This is a genomic window from Pseudomonas fluorescens Q2-87 (genome assembly GCF_000281895.1).
In the GTDB taxonomy this organism is placed as follows: Bacteria; Pseudomonadota; Gammaproteobacteria; order Pseudomonadales; family Pseudomonadaceae; genus Aquipseudomonas; species Aquipseudomonas fluorescens_S.
Genome location: NZ_CM001558.1, coordinates 4,008,053 through 4,026,463, shown reverse-complemented (window position 1 = coordinate 4,026,463; position 18,411 = coordinate 4,008,053). Strand labels below are relative to the sequence as shown.

General features: G+C 60.6%; 18 protein-coding genes. 11 read left to right on the top strand and 7 right to left on the bottom strand.

Annotation, left to right across the window (positions count from 1 at the left end; all coding sequences use genetic code 11):
* Window positions 1-52 precede the first annotated feature (52 nt).
* On the top strand, window positions 53-1,516 hold the full coding sequence (locus tag PFLQ2_RS10030) for a glyceraldehyde-3-phosphate dehydrogenase (protein WP_033046153.1): 1,464 nt from the start codon (window positions 53-55) through the stop codon (window positions 1,514-1,516).
* Window positions 1,517-1,685: 169 nt separating this feature from the next.
* On the opposite strand, the gene PFLQ2_RS10035 is transcribed toward PFLQ2_RS10030, so the two are convergent.
* Window positions 1,686-2,984, bottom strand: coding sequence for an MFS transporter (locus PFLQ2_RS10035; RefSeq protein ID WP_003183401.1), 1,299 nt, complete (start codon window positions 2,982-2,984; stop codon window positions 1,686-1,688).
* Between the two features lie 224 nt (window positions 2,985-3,208).
* Between PFLQ2_RS10035 and PFLQ2_RS10040 the strand changes: the two genes are divergently transcribed.
* Complete coding sequence (locus PFLQ2_RS10040) at window positions 3,209-4,204, top strand: FAD:protein FMN transferase (protein ID WP_033046151.1); 996 nt, start codon at window positions 3,209-3,211, stop codon at window positions 4,202-4,204.
* Between the two features lie 210 nt (window positions 4,205-4,414).
* Window positions 4,415-5,809 carry a Si-specific NAD(P)(+) transhydrogenase gene (sthA, locus tag PFLQ2_RS10045; protein ID WP_003183399.1) on the top strand — a complete coding sequence of 465 codons (1,395 nt, stop codon included), beginning with the start codon at window positions 4,415-4,417 and terminating at the stop codon, window positions 5,807-5,809.
* Between the two features lie 42 nt (window positions 5,810-5,851).
* Here sthA and PFLQ2_RS10050 read toward each other — a convergent pair whose 3' ends face one another.
* Together PFLQ2_RS10050 and PFLQ2_RS10055 are read right to left on the bottom strand one after the other, a co-directional pair.
* Window positions 5,852-6,574 carry a glycerophosphodiester phosphodiesterase gene (locus tag PFLQ2_RS10050; protein ID WP_003183398.1) on the bottom strand — a complete coding sequence of 241 codons (723 nt, stop codon included), beginning with the start codon at window positions 6,572-6,574 and terminating at the stop codon, window positions 5,852-5,854.
* On the bottom strand, window positions 6,571-7,167 hold the full coding sequence (locus tag PFLQ2_RS10055; protein WP_003183397.1) for a PilZ domain-containing protein: 597 nt from the start codon (window positions 7,165-7,167) through the stop codon (window positions 6,571-6,573). The genes PFLQ2_RS10050 and PFLQ2_RS10055 overlap by 4 nt, the downstream gene beginning before the upstream one ends.
* Window positions 7,168-7,261: 94 nt before the next feature.
* On the opposite strand from PFLQ2_RS10055, the gene PFLQ2_RS10060 reads away from it, so the two are divergent.
* The 3 genes from PFLQ2_RS10060 (at window position 7,262) to PFLQ2_RS10070 (ending at window position 10,511) form a co-directional block, all read left to right on the top strand.
* On the top strand, window positions 7,262-8,512 hold the full coding sequence (locus tag PFLQ2_RS10060) for a lipoprotein-releasing ABC transporter permease subunit (RefSeq protein ID WP_003183396.1): 1,251 nt from the start codon (window positions 7,262-7,264) through the stop codon (window positions 8,510-8,512).
* Window positions 8,513-8,519: 7 nt separating this feature from the next.
* Window positions 8,520-9,203, top strand: a complete 684-nt coding sequence (gene lolD / locus PFLQ2_RS10065) for a lipoprotein-releasing ABC transporter ATP-binding protein LolD (RefSeq protein WP_172680611.1) — start codon at window positions 8,520-8,522, stop codon at window positions 9,201-9,203.
* A gap of 63 nt (window positions 9,204-9,266) precedes the next feature.
* Entirely contained in the window at window positions 9,267-10,511 is a 1,245-nt protein-coding gene (locus PFLQ2_RS10070) for a lipoprotein-releasing ABC transporter permease subunit (protein ID WP_003183387.1), read from the top strand.
* A gap of 49 nt (window positions 10,512-10,560) precedes the next feature.
* Here PFLQ2_RS10070 and PFLQ2_RS10075 read toward each other — a convergent pair whose 3' ends face one another.
* Window positions 10,561-11,919: a heavy metal sensor histidine kinase gene (locus tag PFLQ2_RS10075; RefSeq protein ID WP_003183385.1), complete on the bottom strand. Its 1,359-nt coding sequence runs from the start codon at window positions 11,917-11,919 to the stop codon at window positions 10,561-10,563.
* Complete coding sequence (locus tag PFLQ2_RS10080) at window positions 11,916-12,596, bottom strand: heavy metal response regulator transcription factor (RefSeq protein WP_003183382.1); 681 nt, start codon at window positions 12,594-12,596, stop codon at window positions 11,916-11,918. Before PFLQ2_RS10080 ends, PFLQ2_RS10075 begins: the two co-directional genes overlap by 4 nt.
* 158 nt (window positions 12,597-12,754) lie before the next feature.
* Between PFLQ2_RS10080 and PFLQ2_RS10085 the strand changes: the two genes are divergently transcribed.
* Together PFLQ2_RS10085 and queF are read left to right on the top strand one after the other, a co-directional pair.
* Window positions 12,755-13,291: a cupredoxin domain-containing protein gene (locus tag PFLQ2_RS10085; protein WP_003183380.1), complete on the top strand. Its 537-nt coding sequence runs from the start codon at window positions 12,755-12,757 to the stop codon at window positions 13,289-13,291.
* Window positions 13,292-13,352: 61 nt separating this feature from the next.
* The gene (queF, locus tag PFLQ2_RS10090; RefSeq protein WP_003183377.1) at window positions 13,353-14,183 is read left to right on the top strand and encodes an NADPH-dependent 7-cyano-7-deazaguanine reductase QueF; all 831 of its coding nucleotides are present in this window, start codon (window positions 13,353-13,355) and stop codon (window positions 14,181-14,183) included.
* Between the two features lie 244 nt (window positions 14,184-14,427).
* On the opposite strand, the gene PFLQ2_RS10095 is transcribed toward queF, so the two are convergent.
* Both PFLQ2_RS10095 and PFLQ2_RS10100 read right to left on the bottom strand, forming a co-directional pair.
* A complete protein-coding gene (locus tag PFLQ2_RS10095) occupies window positions 14,428-14,694 on the bottom strand; it encodes a DUF4404 family protein (protein ID WP_003183375.1) in 267 nt (88 codons plus the stop codon).
* Window positions 14,695-14,803: 109 nt separating this feature from the next.
* The gene (locus PFLQ2_RS10100) at window positions 14,804-15,424 is read right to left on the bottom strand and encodes a hypothetical protein (protein WP_003183373.1); all 621 of its coding nucleotides are present in this window, start codon (window positions 15,422-15,424) and stop codon (window positions 14,804-14,806) included.
* 201 nt (window positions 15,425-15,625) lie between these two features.
* Between PFLQ2_RS10100 and PFLQ2_RS10105 the strand changes: the two genes are divergently transcribed.
* The 3 genes from PFLQ2_RS10105 (at window position 15,626) to rssC (ending at window position 18,330) form a co-directional block, all read left to right on the top strand.
* Window positions 15,626-16,315, top strand: a complete 690-nt coding sequence (locus tag PFLQ2_RS10105) for an MlaA family lipoprotein (protein WP_003183370.1) — start codon at window positions 15,626-15,628, stop codon at window positions 16,313-16,315.
* A gap of 345 nt (window positions 16,316-16,660) precedes the next feature.
* The gene (gene rssB, locus PFLQ2_RS10110; RefSeq protein WP_003183368.1) at window positions 16,661-17,842 is read left to right on the top strand and encodes a two-component system response regulator RssB; all 1,182 of its coding nucleotides are present in this window, start codon (window positions 16,661-16,663) and stop codon (window positions 17,840-17,842) included.
* The gene (gene rssC, locus PFLQ2_RS10115; RefSeq protein WP_003183367.1) at window positions 17,842-18,330 is read left to right on the top strand and encodes an anti-sigma factor antagonist RssC; all 489 of its coding nucleotides are present in this window, start codon (window positions 17,842-17,844) and stop codon (window positions 18,328-18,330) included. The genes rssB and rssC overlap by 1 nt, the downstream gene beginning before the upstream one ends.
* Window positions 18,331-18,411: the final 81 nt, after the last annotated feature.

Sequence of the window (18,411 nt, the reverse complement as noted above, 5' to 3'; positions counted from 1 at the left end):
TGCTCCGCCGAAGACTCGGCGGCATAATGTAGCCCCTTTTTTCAGCCCCTACATGTGGAAGGTTACCGTGACTCAGAAGCCCGACCAGTGTCTTGGTGAATGGATTGATCGTGAAGCGCTCGCCGAAGCGATGATCCCTCTCATCGGTCAGCTCTACCGCAATAACAACGTGGTGAGCTCGATCTATGGCCGCAGCCTGATCAACCAGTCTGTCATCGCGATCCTCAAAGCCCACCGCTTTGCTCGCCACCGTTCTTCGGACGACAGCGAACTCTCCGTCCACGAAACATTCCCCCTGCTCAAAGCCATGAGCGAGCTCAAGCTCGGCGCGGCCTCGGTGGATCTGGGCAAGCTGGCTTTCAAATTCCGTAACGAAGGCAACGGCCGTAGCGCCGAGCAGTTCGTTCGTGAAGAGATGGCTGATGTGGTTGGCCAGCAGAACGCTTCGGCTCGCAAGGGCACCGACGTGGTCCTGTACGGCTTCGGTCGTATCGGCCGTCTGCTGGCGCGCATCCTGATCGAAAAAACCGGTGGCGGCGACGGCCTGCGCCTGCGGGCCATCGTGGTGCGCAAGGGCGCCGAGAACGACCTGACCAAGCGTGCCAGCCTGCTGCGCCGCGATTCGGTCCATGGTTCGTTCAACGGCACCATCACCATCGATGAAGAAAACAACACCATCAGTGCCAACGGCAACCTGATCCAGGTGATCTACGCGAAGAACCCGACCGAGGTGGACTACACCCAGTACGGCATCAAGAACGCGTTGCTGGTGGACAACACCGGTGTATGGCGTGACGCCGACGGCCTGGGCCAACACCTGGCCTGCCCGGGTATCGACCGCGTCGTGTTGACCGCGCCTGGCAAGGGCAAGCTGAAAAATATCGTCCATGGCATCAACCACGGCGAAATCACCGCTGACGACAAGATCATCTCCGCCGCCTCCTGCACCACCAACGCCATCGTGCCGGTGCTCAAGGCTGTGAATGACAAGTTCGGCATCGTCAACGGTCACGTCGAAACGGTCCACTCGTACACCAACGACCAGAACCTGATCGACAACTTCCACAAGGGCGATCGCCGTGGCCGCAGCGCCGCGCTGAACATGGTCATCACCGAGACCGGCGCTGCCACCGCCGCCGCCAAGGCCCTGCCTGAGTTGGCCGGCAAGCTGACCGGCAACGCCATCCGTGTGCCGACGCCGAACGTGTCGATGGCCATTCTCAATCTGAACCTTGAGAAAGCTGCCACCCGTGAAGAGATGAACGAGTACCTGCGCTACATGGCGCTGCACTCCGATCTGCATAAGCAGATCGACTTCGTCAATTCCCAGGAAGTGGTGTCCACCGACTTCGTTGGCTCGCGCCACGCCGGTGTAGTGGATGCCGAAGCGACCATTTGCCAAGACAACCGCGTTGTCCTGTACGTCTGGTACGACAACGAGTTCGGTTACAGCTGCCAGGTGGTTCGCGTGATGGAAGACATGGCCGGGGTCAATCCGCCAGCGTTCCCGCGCTAAGCTTCAGCCGCTTGTGAAAACGCCCCGACTTGTCGGGGCGTTCTTGTATCTGGAGGTTTTGTGTTGAGTGGGTCGGCCTCTTCGCGGGCAAGCCCGCTCCCACAGTTTGTCCGCGTACATCCTGTGGGGGCGAGCTTGCTTCGGGCGGCGATCGGACGATAGCGATAGATCAGGCGCCGCCGACGACCGAAGCCTGCGCCGTGCGCAGCTCATGCCGATTGCCCTTGAACAACACCAGGGTGGCGATCAACCCCAGCACCGCCGCACCGCTGAGCCAGATCCCCGGCGCTGCTTTGTTGTCCAGCACATGGATCAGATAGGTACACGCCGCTGGCGTAAACCCACCGAATGTCGCGGTCGCCAGGCTGTAGGCCAGGGAGAAGCCAGTGGTGCGCACCTCGACCGGCATGATTTCCGTCAAGGCCACCACCATGGCGCCGTTGTACGATCCGTACAGGAACGACAGCCACAGCTCGACGATCAGCAGGTGACTGAAGCTGGGGTTGGCCACCAGCCAGGCCAGCGCCGGGTAGGCGGTCAGGATCGCCAGCACCGTCGCGCCGAGCAGCAAGGGTTTGCGCCCGATCTTGTCGGAGAGCGCACCCATCACCGGTAGCCAGAAAAAATTCGACAAGCCGATGCAGACCGTGACCAGCAGCGCATCGAGGTCCGACAGGTTCAGCTCGGCCTTGCCGAAGGTCGGTGTGTAGGCGGTGATCAGGTAGAACGACACGGTGGTCATCACCACCAGCGCCATGCCGGCCAAGACGATGCCAAAGTTCTGGCCGATGGAGCGGATAACTTCCGACAGGCTAGGCCGATGTTTCCTGGCCTGGAACTCCGGTGTTTCTTCCAGGGAGCGACGGATCACGAAAATCGCCGGTACGATCATGCACCCCACCAGGAACGGTACCCGCCAGCCCCATTCGCCCATTTGCTGCGGGCTCAGCCAGTGATTGAGGGCCACGCCCAGCAGGCCGGCAAAGACCACTGCAGCCTGTTGACTGGCGGATTGCCAACTGACAAAGAAACCCTTGCGCCCCGGCGTGGAGATTTCTGCCAGGTACACCGACACGCCGCCCAGTTCCACGCCGGCGGAGAAGCCCTGCAGCAAACGCCCAAGCAACACCAGCAGGGGCGCGGCCACGCCCAGCGTGGCGTAGCCCGGCACGCAGGCGATCAGGATGGTGCCCAGCGCCATCATCGCCAGGGTAATGATCAAGCCTTTGCGCCGTCCATGACGGTCGATATAGGCACCGAGAAAAATCGCCCCCAAGGGGCGCATCAGGAATCCGGCACCGAACGTGGCCAGGGACAGCATCAGCGAGGCGAATGCGCTGTCGGTAGGGAAAAATGTCTTGGCGATGGCCGTGGCGTAGAAGCCATAGACCATGAAGTCGAACATCTCCAGGAAGTTGCCGCTGACAACGCGAAAAATCGCCTTGCCGTTGCTCGTGGTGGAAGGCATGGGTAGGTACTCACTCTGACAAATCTTGTATGGGGGTTGTATCTCCTGTGGGAGCGGGCTTGCTCGCGAAGAGGTCGGCAAACTCAACCGAGATACTGCCTGTTTGATTGCCTTCGCGAGCAAGCCCGCTCCCACAGGGTTTTGCATTTGGACTGGCACTGAAGCCCATAATGGCCGGCGCGGTTTTGAGGGGAGATGAAGATTTGTTAACTGGACGGTGGGCAATGCTTGTGGTTTTTGCCGGCGTGTTGTCCGGCTGTGGCAATGGCGACACCCTGGAGCGTTTCGACGGCCCGACCATGGGCAGTCACTATTCCATCCAGTACGTCAGGCATTCCGCCGGGCCCGATCCGAAACTGGTGCAGGTCGAAGTGGAAAACATCCTTGCCGAAGTGGATCGGCAGTTCTCGACCTATCGCAGTGACTCGGACATCGAACGCTTCAATGCGCTGCCGGCCAATAGCTGCCAGGTCATGCCAGGTCCGGTTCTGGAATTGATCCGTGTCGGCGAGCAGTTGTCGGTTCAAAGCGACGGGTCCTTCGACCTCACCGTGGAACCATTGCTCAACCTGTGGGGCTTCGGGCCCCAGTCACGGGCAGAGAAAGTGCCGACCGAACAAGCCCTGGCCCTGGTACGTCAGCGCGTCGGGCACGATCACTTGCGCATCGACGGTGACCGCCTGTGCAAGGACGCAGCGGTGGAAGTTGATTTCAACAGTATCGCCGCAGGCTACGCCGTCGACCGGATCGCCGCCCGGCTCCAAGCCCTGGGGCTCGACAGTTACCTGGCCGAGGCGACGGGCGAACTCAAGGCCGTCGGACGCAAACCCGATGGCTCGCCCTGGCGGGTTGCCCTGGAGGAGCCGCGGGACGACCGGCAGGTGGCCGAGCGTGTCATTGAAGTCAATGATTACGGGGTTTCGACGTCCGGTGATTATCGTAAATATTTCGAGCAGGGCGGCAGGCGTTACTCCCACACGTTTGACGCACGCACCGGTACACCGGTCCTACATGACCTGGCGTCAGTCACGGTGATTCATCCTTCGGCGCTGATGGCCGATGGACTATCGACGCTGTTGCTGATTCTCGGTCCTGAACGGGGTTGGGACTATGCCGAAAAACATGGCATCGGGGTATTTTTCGTGCTGCGGGACAACGACCGTTTCGTCGTTCGTACAAACGATGCGTTTGAACGGATAGCGGGCGGGAAAACCCAATGATGACAGCGCCCTGAAAGGTTGCCTGTGGCGAAATAGCGCAGCCAAAACTAGCCTATGACGCGACCAAGGGGTAATGTGCGCGGCGTTGACGCTTCTATAGACTGTGGCCGGGCTCGTGAACCGGCCTGAAAATTGTTCCTTCATGCCGCTGCCGGCATGATTTAGCCGTCGGTGCCGGTGTGGTGCCGCGGCCTGTTCTGAGGAGTACGCATGGCTGTCTACAACTACGACGTGGTGGTACTGGGTTCCGGCCCGGCGGGGGAAGGCGCGGCAATGAACGCCGCCAAGGCGGGGCGCAAGGTGGCGATGGTCGACAGCCGTCGGCAGGTCGGCGGCAACTGCACCCACTTGGGTACCATCCCGTCCAAGGCCTTGCGTCACTCGGTCCGGCAGATCATGCAGTTCAACACCAACCCGATGTTCCGGGCCATCGGCGAGCCACGCTGGTTCTCCTTTCCGGACGTGCTCAAGAGCGCCGAGAAGGTGATTTCCAAGCAGGTCGCTTCGCGCACTGGCTACTACGCCCGCAATCGTGTCGATGTGTTCTTCGGCACCGGCAGCTTTGCCGACGAGCAGACGGTGGAAGTGGTCTGCGGTAACGGCGTGGTCGAGAAGCTGGTGGCCAAGCACATCATCATCGCCACTGGCTCGCGCCCGTATCGCCCGGCTGACATCGATTTCAACCATGCGCGTATCTACGATAGCGACACCATCCTGAGCCTGGGTCACACCCCGCGTAAGCTCATCGTCTACGGTGCCGGCGTGATCGGTTGCGAATACGCCTCGATCTTCAGCGGCCTGGGTGTGCTGGTGGAGCTGGTGGATAACCGTGGCCAGTTGCTGAGCTTCCTGGATTCGGAAATCTCCCAGGCCCTGAGCTATCACTTCAGCAATAACAACATCACCGTGCGCCACAACGAAGACTACGACCGTGTCGAAGGCGTCGACAACGGCGTGATCCTGCACCTCAAGTCCGGCAAGAAGATCAAGGCCGACGCCTTGCTCTGGTGCAACGGCCGTACCGGCAACACCGACACCCTGGGCCTGGAAAACATCGGCGTGAAGGTCAACAGCCGCGGCCAGATCGAAGTCGACGAGAACTACCGCACCTGCGTGCCGAACATCTACGGCGCCGGTGACGTGATCGGCTGGCCGAGCCTGGCCAGTGCTGCTCATGACCAAGGCCGTTCAGCCGCCGGCAGCATCGTCGACAATGGCAGTTGGCGCTTCGTCAACGACGTGCCGACCGGCATCTATACCATTCCGGAAATCAGCTCCATCGGCAAGAACGAGCAGGAACTGACCCAGGCCAAGGTGCCCTATGAAGTGGGCAAGGCGTTCTTCAAGAGCATGGCGCGAGCGCAGATCGCCGGCGAGCCGCAAGGCATGCTGAAGATCCTGTTCCACCGCGAAACGCTGGAAGTGCTAGGCGTGCACTGTTTCGGCTACCAGGCCTCGGAGATCGTGCACATCGGCCAGGCGATCATGAACCAGCCGGGCGAGCTGAACACGCTGAAATACTTCGTCAACACCACGTTCAACTACCCGACCATGGCCGAAGCCTATCGGGTAGCGGCCTATGACGGGCTCAACCGGCTTTTTTGAGCGGCTCCGGCCGGTGGCCTGAGCCGGCCGGGGAGACCGATTTCAGCCTTTCTCAAGCGTGGCAGTGGCCAAACCGGGAAAGTCTGTAATCAGGCTGTCAACGCCGAAGTCGGCGAGCCTGCGCATCAGCGCGGGTTCGTTGACCGTCCACACCGACACGTGCAGCCCCTGGCGCTGGGCCTTGATCAGGCGCTCGGGTGTGCACAGCGTCCAGTTCAGCGCCAAAATCTCACAGCCATAACTCTGGGCGACCTTCAGCGGGTCGAGCCAGGCGTATTCGGCCACCAGGCCGCGGGAAATGTCCGGGGTCAGGTCCAGGGCCGCCTTAAGCACTTCCCGTGAGCTTGAAGTGATGGTGATCTTGTCCAGCAGCCCGAATCGCTGGGCCATCTCACGAATTCCCAGGACGGTGGCGGCGGCGCGGGTGCGTGAGGCGCTCTTGACCTCCAGTTGCCAGTGCTCGAAATCGCACTTCTCGAACAGCTCCTCCAGGCGTGGGATCGGGCACGGCTTGATCCAGCCCGGGCCCCCCTTGCGCGCATCGTAGGTCACCAGCTCGGCGGCGGAATGCTCCACCACCTTGCCCCGGCGATCCGTGGTGCGCTTGAGGGTCGGGTCATGGATCACCATCAACTCGCCGTCCATCGAAAGATGCAGGTCCAGCTCGCAACGGCGCACGCCGTGCTTGAGACACTCCTGAAAACCGGTCAGGGTATTTTCCGGCGCTTCGCCCTTGGCGCCGCGGTGGCCATAAATGAGGGTCACGGTTGTTCCTTATTGATACCTGATTCGTTCAGTTCCCGGGCCAGGCGCCGTTCTTGCGCCTGTTTTTGCAGGATGTAGCGGGCCAGCAGCTGGCGCTGGGCATCGGTCGGATGTTCGAACTCGGTGCCCACGTCGTAGCCGCCACCCTTGGGGTCGCAATGGGTGACGCGCGCTCGCAGCAGCAGGCCAAGGGCTTGCGGCATCAGCACGAGCTTGATCGACAGATGCGTGCCGACGGCAATTGGCGTGGGGTATTGGAAGTCGATGCCGCCTTCGGAAATGATCACCGGTTGCGGTTCGCCGATTTCCCCGAGCACGGTCAGGGCAATGACCTGGCTGAGCAGGTCGAGGCGTTTGTTCATGGCCTTGAGATAGGCGGCGATGCTGCGTTCGCGCTCGCTGATCTGGCGCAGCAGGTGTTGTGACTCGAATTCGCTCAGGTGCAGTTCACTGAGCAGATTGAACAGTGGAGAAGGATCCTGCAACACTTCCTGGCCGGCGGCTTCAGGAATTGAGAGGGGCCGAATTTCCAGTGCGATCGTGTCCTCGATACGGTAGTATTCGCGGCGATCTTCTTCATCTAATGTCGACATGGCGAACCCATGGTAGCGGCGGTGGTCTGAGTGTAAAGCTGGTTTGTGACCCCCGCCACAAGGACGTTCCTTTTCCCTCCGAACAAGCCCCGACATGTTCAGACCTCTCTTCGTATTTATCGGCACGCGTTATACCCGTGCAAAGCGCCGCAATCATTTTGTATCGTTCATTTCCCTGACTTCCATCATCGGACTGGCCCTTGGCGTGGTCGTGATGATCGTCGTGCTCTCGGTCATGAACGGCTTCGATCATGAAATGCGCACCCGCGTGCTGGGCATGGTGCCCCACGCGACCCTCGAATCCGGCGAAGCCATCAGCGACTGGCCGAGCCTGGCCGCCAAGGTCAAGCAGAACCCTCAGGTGCTGGCCGTTGCGCCGTTCACCCAGATGCAGGGGCTGCTGACCAATGACGGCAAGGTGTCCAAGGTCTTGCTCAATGGCATCGACCCTGCGCTGGAACGGCAGGTGTCGATCATCGATAACTTCATGCAACAGGGCAAACTCGACGACCTGGCGCCGGGCAGTTTCGGGATCGTCATCGGTGACAAGGCCGCAGCCAAGCTTGGCGTGGCCATCGGCGACAAGCTGACCTTCGTCGCCCCGGAAGTCACAGTGACTCCGGGGGGCATGTTCCCGCGCATGAAACGTTTTACCGTAGTTGGCATTTTCCATGTCGGCGCCGGCGAGCTGGATGGTTACCTGGGCGTCACCAACCTCCAGGACCTGGCGCGCCTGCATCGCTGGAAGCCGGACCAGGTCCAAGGCCTGCGGTTGAAGTTCGATGACTTGTTCCAGGCGCCGCGCGCCGCCTGGACCATCGCCCAGCAACTTGGCGAAGACCGCTACTACGCTCGGGACTGGACCCGCACCCACGGCAACCTGTACCAGGCGATCCGCATGGAAAAAGCCATGATCGGCCTGCTGCTGTTGCTGATCGTCGCCGTGGCGGCGTTCAACATCATCTCTACCCTGGTGATGGTGGTGAACGACAAGAAGGGCGACATCGCCATCCTGCGCACCCTCGGCGCCACGCCGGGGCAGATCATGCGGATCTTCATGGTCCAGGGCACGGTCATCGGCGTCATCGGCACGTTCGTCGGTGCGCTGGTCGGGATGTTCGCCGCGCTGAATGTCAGCGCCGCGATTGCCGCCCTCGAAGGCCTGATCGGGCACAAGTTTCTCAACGCCGACGTGTATTTCATCGACTACCTGCCGTCGCAATTGCAGGCAGATGATGTGTTGATGGTCTGCGGCGCCGCGTTGGTCCTGAGTTTCCTCGCCACCCTGTATCCAGCCTGGCGTGCCGCGCGCACCCAGCCTGCGGAGGCGTTACGTTATGAGTGAGTCGGGCATGAGTGAAAAAGCAATCTTGAGCTGCCGCAACCTGGGTAAATCCTACGAGGAAGGCCCGGAGTCGGTGGTGGTGTTGTCGGGCCTGCAACTGGAGCTGCATCCGGGCGAGCGCGTGGCGATTGTCGGTACCTCCGGTTCGGGCAAGAGCACCTTGCTCAACCTGTTGGGCGGTCTCGATACGCCGACCGCCGGCAGTGTCTGGCTGGCGGGCGAAGAGCTCTCGGCGCTGAACGAAAAGGCCCGTGGCCTGCTGCGCAACCGTTCCCTGGGCTTCGTCTACCAGTTCCACCATTTGCTGCCCGAGTTCACGGCGCTGGAGAACGTCTGCATGCCGCTGTTGATCGGTCGCACCGCGATTCCAGAAGCCCGTCAGCGTGCCACGGCGTTGTTGGAGCGCGTAGGGCTGGGCCATCGCCTGGAGCATAAGCCGGCCGAATTGTCCGGTGGCGAGCGTCAACGCGTGGCGATTGCCCGCGCCTTGGTCAACCGGCCTGGCCTGGTGATGCTCGATGAGCCGACCGGCAACCTCGACTCCCACACTGCCCAAGGCATTCAGGATTTGATGCTGGAACTCAGCACGTCGATGCGCACCGCGTTCCTGGTGGTGACCCATGACATGAACCTGGCCCGCCAGATGGACCGCGTCCTGCACTTGCAGGAAGGTTGCCTGACGCCCATCTGACCGACCGAAACCCGGCGTTTGCTGCAAGCGCCGGGTCTTTTATTTTTATACGGTGCCCCGCGAATGTTCAGACCGTTATCGATCTTTATCGGCACGCGCTATACCCGCGCCAAGCGCCGCAATCGCTTTGTCTCGTTCATCTCCATGACCTCGATGATCGGCCTCGCCCTGGGTGTGCTGGCGATGATCGTGGTGCTGTCGGTGATGAACGGTTTCCAGCGTGAAATGAGTTCGCGCATCCTCGGCATGGTGCCCCACGCCACTCTCGTCGGCGTCAACCCGATCGACGATTGGCAACCGGTGGCCGCCGCGGCGCTGAAAAACCCCGAAGTCACTGCCGCCGTGCCGTTCACCGAAATGGAAGGCATGCTCAGCCATAAGGGCTCGATGCAGCCGATCCAGATCAGCGGCATTGATCCGGCCCAGGAAGGCAAGGTGTCCATCGTTGCCCAGCATATTGTCCAGGGGCGTCTCGATGCCTTGAAGCCAGGCGAATATGGTGTGGTGATCGGCGAAATCACCGCCCGGCGTTTTCGCCTGAATGTCGGTGACAAGCTGACGTTGATCGTGCCGGAAGTCAGCACTGCACCTGGCGGTATCACTCCGCGCATGCAGCGGCTGAACGTCGTGGGTGTGTTCAAGGTAGGCGCCGAACTGGACGGCTCCATGGCCTTGATCCACCTGGCCGACGCGGCTCAGATGCAGCATTGGCAGCCGAACCAGGTGCAGAGTGTGCGCCTGGCGGTGAAGGACCTGTATGCGGCGCCGAAGGTCTCCGCTGACATCGCCACGAGCCTTGGCGCGGATTTCAAGGCCGACGACTGGACCCACACCCAGGGCAGCCTGTTCAGTGCCATGAAAATGGAAAAGACCATGATTGGCCTGCTGTTGCTGATGATCGTCGCGGTAGCGGCGTTCAACATCATTGCCACGCTGATCATGGTGGTGAACGACAAGGGTGCGGATATCGCCATCCTGCGCACCATCGGTGCCACGCCTAGGCAGATCATGGCGATCTTCATGGTCCAGGGTACGGTGATCGGTGTCGTCGGTACGCTGATTGGCGGCGTGTTGGGGGTGATTGCGGCGCTGAACGTCAGTGAGCTGGTAGGCTGGCTGGAAAGGGTCAGTGGCCAGCATATCTTCAGTTCCGATGTGTACTTCGTCAGCAACTTGCCGTCGGAGCTGCAGCGCGGCGATGTACTGCTGATCTGCTCTGCCGGGTTCATCCTGAGCTTCCTGGCCACCGTCTACCCGGCGTGGCGTGCGGCGAAGATCGAGCCGGCGCAGGCGTTGCGGTATTCCTGATAATTCAAAGACCCCTATGGTGGGGGTATCCCTCACCATAGGGCTTGTGTCAGGGCTGCCTAGCCTTCGGCAACTCAACTCGAAACCGCGTCCAGCCATCGGCCGACTCACACCGGATCTGCCCGCCATGGGCGAGGATGATCGAACGGGTGATCGCCAGTCCCAATCCGGCATGTTCGCTGCTGCCTTCCTGGCGAGCCGGGTCGGCGCGGTAGAAACGGTCGAACAGGCGCGGCAGCAAGTCCGTGGAAATTCCCTCGCCACTGTTCTCCACGCTGAGGCTCACCACCTGAGCCTCATCGACAATCCGCAGCCGCACTTCGCCGCCACTCGGGGTAAAGCGCAGGGCGTTATCCAGCAGGTTGGAGAGGGCCCGGCGCAGCATGCTGCGGTCGCCCTCGATATAACCTTCGCCCATGCGGCTCAGGCGGACGTTGGCGTCTTCGGCCAGGGGCGCGAAGAACTCCAGCAGCACGTCCGCTTCCGCGGCCAATTCCAGTGGTTCGCAATGGGGCGCCAGCAGACCGTGGTCGGCCTTGGCCAGATACAGCATGTCGTTGACCAATTGCGCCATCCATTGCAGCTCCTCGAGATTGCCGTGCAATGCCTCACGGTAATCTTCCAGCGAACGTTCGCGGGTCAAGGTGACCTGAGTGTGGGTCAGCAAGTTCGACAGCGGTGTGCGCAACTCGTGGGCGATGTCGGCGGAGAATGCCGAGAGTCGTTGAAAGGCGTCGTCGAGGCGTCCGAGCATGGCGTTTATGCTGTGGGCCAATTCCGCCAGTTCGGCAGGCATTTGCTCTTCGGGCAGTCGGGCATTGAGGGAGCGGGCCGAAACACTGCCGGCAATGGCGCCCATGCGTCGCAACGGTCGCAAGGCCCGTCGGGCGGCCCAGGCGCCGAGCAGGGCGGTGGCCAGGGCCGAGAGGCCGACGGTCAGCCAGATCAGGCGCTGCATCCGCTGGAGGAAGTGCTGGTGGTGCGTGATGTCCAGCAGCAGCGTCAGTTGCGGTGAGCCTGGGCGCTCGGGGTAGAGCGGGGCATTCAGCACCCGGTAATCGGCGTCGGCATCGCTGAGGGTCGACAGGCCCGGACCTTCCGGTAGTTGCGCCGGGATCCGGATCGAACTGTCATACCAGCGTTCGCCATCGCTGCTCTTGATGCGTAGCGCCAGGTCCGCCTGGCGGCTCAGTTCATCTTCCAGGCGGTTCTGGGTCTTATCCGCATCGAAGTCCTGCAAGGCACGGCGCAGGCCGATCAGCTTGCCTTCGAGCAGTTGCTGGTCCAGCTCGATGAAATGCGCCTCGCTGCCCCGGCTGAACAAAACCCCGGCAAACAAAGACACCACGGCAGTGCAGGCGGCGAACAGCAGCGCCAGGCGACTGCTCAGTGACCATCGCCCCCTCACAGGCTGCGCTCTTCAAGCACATACCCCATGCCTCGTACGGTATGGATGAGTTTGTCGGGGAACTCATCGTCGATCTTGAGGCGAAGGCGCCGGATCGCAACTTCGATGACGTTGGTGTCGCTGTCGAAATTCATGTCCCAGACCTGGGAGGCGATCAGGGACTTGGGCAGTACTTCGCCCTGGCGGCGCAGGAGCATTTCCAGCAGGGCGAATTCCTTGGCGGTGAGGTCGATGCGCCGGCCGCTGCGTTCGACGCGGCGGCGGATCAGATCCAGGCGCAGGTCCGCCAGTTGCAGGCTGGTTTCCTGGGGTGTCGAACTGCCTCGTCGCAAGAGGCTGCGCACTCGCGCGAGCAATTCGGAAAAGGCGAAGGGTTTGACCAGGTAATCATCGGCACCCAATTCCAGGCCATGTACGCGGTCCTGTACCGCGTCCCGAGCAGTGAGGAACAGCACTGGCGTGTCCAGGCCGGCGCCTCGCACCGCTTGCAGGATCTGCCAGCCATCGCGCCCAGGCAACATCACGTCGAGGATCAGCAGGGCGTATTCACCGCTCAAGGCCAATTGTTGGCCAGTGATGCCGTCGGCCACCAAGTCAGCGTTGAATCCGGCTTCGCCCAGGCCTTGACGCAGATATTGGCCGGTTTTGGTTTGGTCTTCGACGATCAGCAGTTTCATGGGGCAGCTCAAGGCATGGTTGGAACGAGGGCGTTATACCGTGGCCGGCGAGGCCGTGGCGCAACCTGACAAAGTTGTAATCAAACTGTCAGGCGTCTGGCAGGCCTGTACGAATAGAGTTTCCCACAAGCTAAACCTTATTCGGTTGGAGTATGTACATGTTGATGCGAAACCGCTTGATCCTGGTTGCTTGTGCATGGGTCCTCAGCGCGCCGTCGTGGGCGTCGCCGGCCCATTTCGATTTCGGTGAGCCTGCTTCGGCGGCCAAGGCCGGGCGCAGCATCGATGTGGTGATGGAGGACATGACGTTCAAGCCTGGCGCGATTGAGATCAAGGCGGGGGAAACCGTTCGGTTTGTACTGGTCAACAAGGGCCAGTTGCTCCACGAATTCAATCTGGGCGACGCGGCGGCTCACGCCGAGCACCAGCAGGAAATGCTCGAGATGCAGCAGAGCGGCCGGTTGACACCGACTGCGATGAAGCAGGACATGGCTCATGGCGCCATGGATCATGCAGCCATGGGGCACGGCCAGGCCGGCATGGTCCACGACGATCCCAACAGCGTATTGGTGGAGCCGGGCAAAACCGCTGAGTTGACCTGGACGTTCAGCAAGGCCACGCGCCTTGAGTTCGCCTGCAATATTCCCGGTCATTACCAGGCCGGAATGAAAGGCAACCTGACAGTCAGTCAGTAAGCACTCAAAGGCGGCGGCAAAGGCTGATAGAATCCGCTGATTCTTCAGTCAGGTTTCCGCCATGCATCCCGCAGCCGAACACTCGCCGCTGGGCAAATCCAGCGAATACATTGCCACGTACACGCCGTCCTTGCTGTTCCCGATCCCGCGCGCCGCGAAATGGGCGGAGCTGGGCCTGACGGCCGAGACCTTGCCGTACAAAGGCGTGGATTTCTGGAATTGTTTCGAGCTGTCGTGGCTGTTGCCTTCCGGCAAGCCGGTAGTGGCCATCGGCGAATTCTCGATTCCGGCGGATTCGCCGAACATCATCGAGTCCAAGTCCTTCAAGCTGTACCTCAATTCCTTGAACCAGACCCCGTTCGTCGACACCGCCAGCCTGGAGGCCACCCTGCGCCAGGACCTGTCGGCAGCTGCCGGCAAGCCGGTGGGCGTGCGGATTCGCAGCCTCAAGGACGTGGCAGGCGAAGGCATCGTGGCGCTGCCTGGCGTATGCATCGACGATTTGGACATCAACGTCGACTCCTACGCACACCCGCGCCCGGAACTGCTGCGTTGCGACGAGTCACGCATCGTCGAGGAAAGCCTGCACAGCCATCTGCTCAAATCCAACTGCCCGGTGACCAGCCAGCCGGATTGGGGCAGCGTGGCGGTGGAATATCGCGGCGCGGCCCTGGACCCTGCCAGCCTGCTGGCCTATATCGTTAGCTTCCGCCAGCATTCGGATTTCCATGAGCAATGCGTGGAGCGGATCTTTCTTGACCTGCAGCGCTTGCTCAAGCCTGAGAAACTGACGGTGTATGCGCGGTATGTGCGTCGTGGCGGGCTGGATATCAATCCGTATCGCAGCACCGAAGCGGTGCAGTTGCCGAACCATCGCCTGGTCCGCCAATAAAGCCCCCCTGTGGGAGCGTAATGCCATTCATTTAAGAAAGATGATGGACTGTGGCGAGGGAGCTTGCTCCCGCTCGGCTGCGAAGCAGTCGTAAACCGGCGGGTGCGGTGTGTCTAATGCTCCGCATTTGCAGGTTTTTGGGCCGCTTCGCGCCGCAGCGGGAGCAAGCTCGCTCCCATACTTTGAGTTCGTGGATATAAAAAAGCCCCGCTATCGCTAGCGGGGCTTTTTAATGTCCGACGGATTAGATCCCCATGCTGCCCAAGGCTTGCACGATATTGCGCAACGTCCCGGCAATGGTTGGGTGATCCACTTCGAAACGTTCCACGGCCAGGTTCACGCCGTCGACCAGGTTGGTGTCCTGAAGTTGGTTTTCCAGTTGGATTTCAGCTTCGATCTGAGCCATCAATTGATGCAGATTTTCACGCTCAGGCTCGGACAACGGCGGGTTCTGGTCCAATTGCTCGCGCAGGGTATTGAGTTGTTCTTGCAGTTCGCGGCGGGCAGGCATTGGCGTACTCCCTTTATTGATAGGCACAGCCATGGACCGCGACGCTGCGTCAAAAGTCCGTGGCTCGCCTTAAGAGTAATCCACCCTCGCGCTCCCTGCATGATCCCGGTCATGGCTTCTCGCCTTTGAATCGACGCAGGCAGATATCCGCCAGGCAAGTATCGAGTTCACCCAGATGGTCGATCACCGAATGCACCCCCAGGCCAAACAATTGCACGGTGGCCCGGGCGCGTCGGATTTCCCGTTCCTGTTGGCTCAATGCCTGCCATTCACCTGGTCCCAGGCCGCACAAGGAGCCGCAGGAGGCCAGGCCGATGGTCCACAAGCCGGCGTTGAGCCCAGACTGCAACAGTTTCGGTTCGCCGCTGACCAGCACGCATCCATCCAATTGCTGGACGTTCAGCGCCATCAAGGCCTGCCAGCAGGCGTGAGGCGCCGGCCACGGATTATTTGTTGCCGGAAGTTGCGGCGGTTTGATCCAGCCTGGCAATGACGTCGCCAGGGCATGACTGATGGCAGGGGGTAATTCGTCTAGCCAGGCGCAGGGAATACCTTGATGTTGCAGGCGATGCAGGCTTTCCAGGGCGCCAGGTGTCGGTTGCGCATGCTCGTTGGGCACAGCCCCGGATTGGCGAATGCGTGCGCCGAAATCCACCAGGCACCCGCTAAGGCCAAACAGTACGGCGGTCAGGCGAGGAGCCGGGAGGGGCAGGGCTTCGGCGCGGGGCATGGGAACGTCCTTGAAATGACCCGTAGCCTAGCGAGCCTCGATGACAGTCCGGTGACAGTGAAGTGAAGCGCCGGGTGGCGGAAACGTCCTACAGCCCGCTTCTTTTTTCGGTGCTGTGTATCCACGCGTTCCGTCTTATACTAGCCACCTTACCGTCTGGGCCCGGCGCCCTTGCCTGAACAATCCAAGGAGTTCTACCTTATGCGCTGGAGCCATCGTCTAGCTCAGCTGTGTTTGTCTGCCAGCGTCCTGCTGGTCCCGTTCGCTGCCCAGGCCGCCACGGAAGAAGACCCTTGGGAAAGCATCAACCGTCCGATCTTCACCTTCAACGACACCGTCGATACCTATGCGCTCAAACCATTGGCCCAGGGTTATCAGTACGTGACGCCGCAATTTCTCGAAGACGGCATCCACAACATGTTTCGCAACATCGGCGACGTGGGCAACCTGGCCAACAATGTGCTGCAGGCCAAGCCGGCCGCTGCCGGGGTCGACACGGCTCGGTTGATCTTCAACACCACCTTCGGCCTGCTGGGCTTCTTCGACGTGGGCACCCAGATGGGCCTGCAACGCAGCGACGAAGATTTCGGCCAGACCCTGGGCTACTGGGGCGTGGGCAGTGGCCCATACGTGATGCTGCCCTTGTTGGGGCCAAGCACCGTGCGTGACGCGCCTGCCAAACTGGTCGATAACTACACCCTGCCTTATCGTTACATCGACAATGTCTCGGTGCGTAACTCGATCTGGGGCCTGAACATCGTCGACACCCGTGCCAGCCTGCTGTCGGCGGAAAAAATGGTGAGCGGCGACAAATACGTCTTCATTCGTAACGCCTACCTGCAAAACCGTGAGTTCAAAGTCAAGGATGGCCAGGTCGAAGACGACTTTTAATTCGGCCTGCAAGCCCGGGAAGGCGGTCCTGAATGCCGCCTTCTTTAGCTTTTATGCTTTGTTTGTTCGGGACTGATCCTTTCATTGAGTTACGCTTCGCTCGGTTCTTATAACTCTCTGTGCGTTGACAAACAAAGACGGCGAGCGGCTATTTGCATGCGCTTGAAACGCCCCGCGGATGGGAGTACCGTCTGCGCCTTAGAAGGGCACCTCTGATGTAATGGCGTGTCGGGCGAAAGCTCGAAACCGTTACGACAGAGAGGCTAGAAAGCGAATCCAGTAGTGCGTGCCAGGCCAGACAGCCCAGCCCGCTACGCCAACCTAATTCTGGCGCCGTTTGCCCACATGCCAAAAACCAGTGCCACGCTGCTGATAATCGATGATGACGAAGTGGTGCGAGCCAGCCTCGCGGCCTACTTGGAAGACAGTGGTTTCAGCGTCCTGCAGGCCAGCAATGGCCAACAGGGTCTTCAGGTATTCGAGCAAGACAAGCCCGACCTGGTCATCTGCGACCTGCGCATGCCGCAGATGGGCGGACTCGAACTCATTCGCCAGGTTACCGAGATTTCCTCGCAAACCCCGGTGATCGTGGTTTCGGGCGCGGGCGTGATGAACGATGCGGTCGAGGCGTTGCGCCTGGGCGCGGCGGATTACCTGATCAAGCCCCTCGAAGACCTTGCAGTGCTCGAGCACTCGGTACGCCGTGCGCTGGACCGTTCACGCCTGTTGGTGGAAAACCAGCGCTATCGCGAAAAACTCGAGACCGCCAACCGCGAGCTGGAAGCTAGCCTGAACCTGCTGCAGGAAGACCAGAACGCCGGGCGCCAGGTGCAGATGAACATGCTGCCGGTGAGCCCCTGGACCGTCGACGATTTCCGCTTTGCCCACCAGATCATCCCGTCGTTGTATCTGTCGGGGGATTTCGTTGACTATTTTCGGGTCGACGAACGGCGAGTGGCATTCTACCTGGCTGACGTTTCAGGCCATGGTGCTTCCTCGGCATTCGTCACGGTGCTGCTGAAGTTCATGACCACGCGGTTGCTATTCGAGTCCAAGCGCAACGGCACATTGCCAGAGTTCAAGCCATCAGAAGTCCTTGGGCATATCAACCGAGGCCTGATCAGTTGTAAGCTGGGCAAACACGTCACAATGGTCGGTGGAGTCATCGACGAGGAGACGGGCTTGTTGACCTATAGCATCGGCGGTCATTTGCCGTTGCCTGTGTTGTACACGCCAGACAGTGTGCGTTACCTCGAAGGACGCGGTCTGCCGGTGGGGCTGTTCAACGAAGCCACCTACCAAGACCACGTGCTGGAATTGCCGCCGACCTTCAGCCTGACGCTGATGTCTGATGGCATTTTGGACCTTTTGACGGAACCTACACTCAAAGAGAAGGAAGCGGCCTTGCCTCAGCGGGTGAGTGCAGCGGGTGGCAGCCTGGAAGGCTTGCGCCAAGTGTTTGGATTAGCCACGCTAGGGGAGATGCCGGATGATATCGCCCTGTTAGTGTTGAGCAGGAATCTTTGATGAGTACCGGTAGAATCCAGTTCGCCGAGCAGGACGGCACCTTCGTCCTGAAGTTTGTCGGTGAAGTGCGCCTGACCCTGTGTTCGGCGCTGGATGCGACTATTGAGCGGATCTTCACCGCGCTGAACTTCAGCGCTATCGTGATCGACCTGACCGAAACCCGCAGCATCGATAGCACCACCCTGGGCCTGCTGGCCAAGCTGTCGATTCTCTCGCGGCAAAAGGTTGGCCTGCTGCCCACCGTCGTCACCACCCACAACGACATCACCCGTCTTCTGCAATCGATGGGCTTCGACCAGGTGTTCAACATCGTTGGCGATCCTGTGCCGTGCCCCGAATGTCTGGACGACTTGCCAGACCAGGATCAGTCCGAAGAGGAAGTGCGGATCAAGGTGCTCGAAGCCCACAAGATCCTCATGGGGCTGAACGACTCCAATCGTGAGGCATTTCATGATCTGGTGAATGCCTTGGAGCGTCCCGGCGGCTGAGCCAGGAGCGAGCCTTTCAGTCGCTGCGTTCTATTATCAACCCCCCATGAAAAAGGGCGAACCTACCAAGGTTCGCCCTTT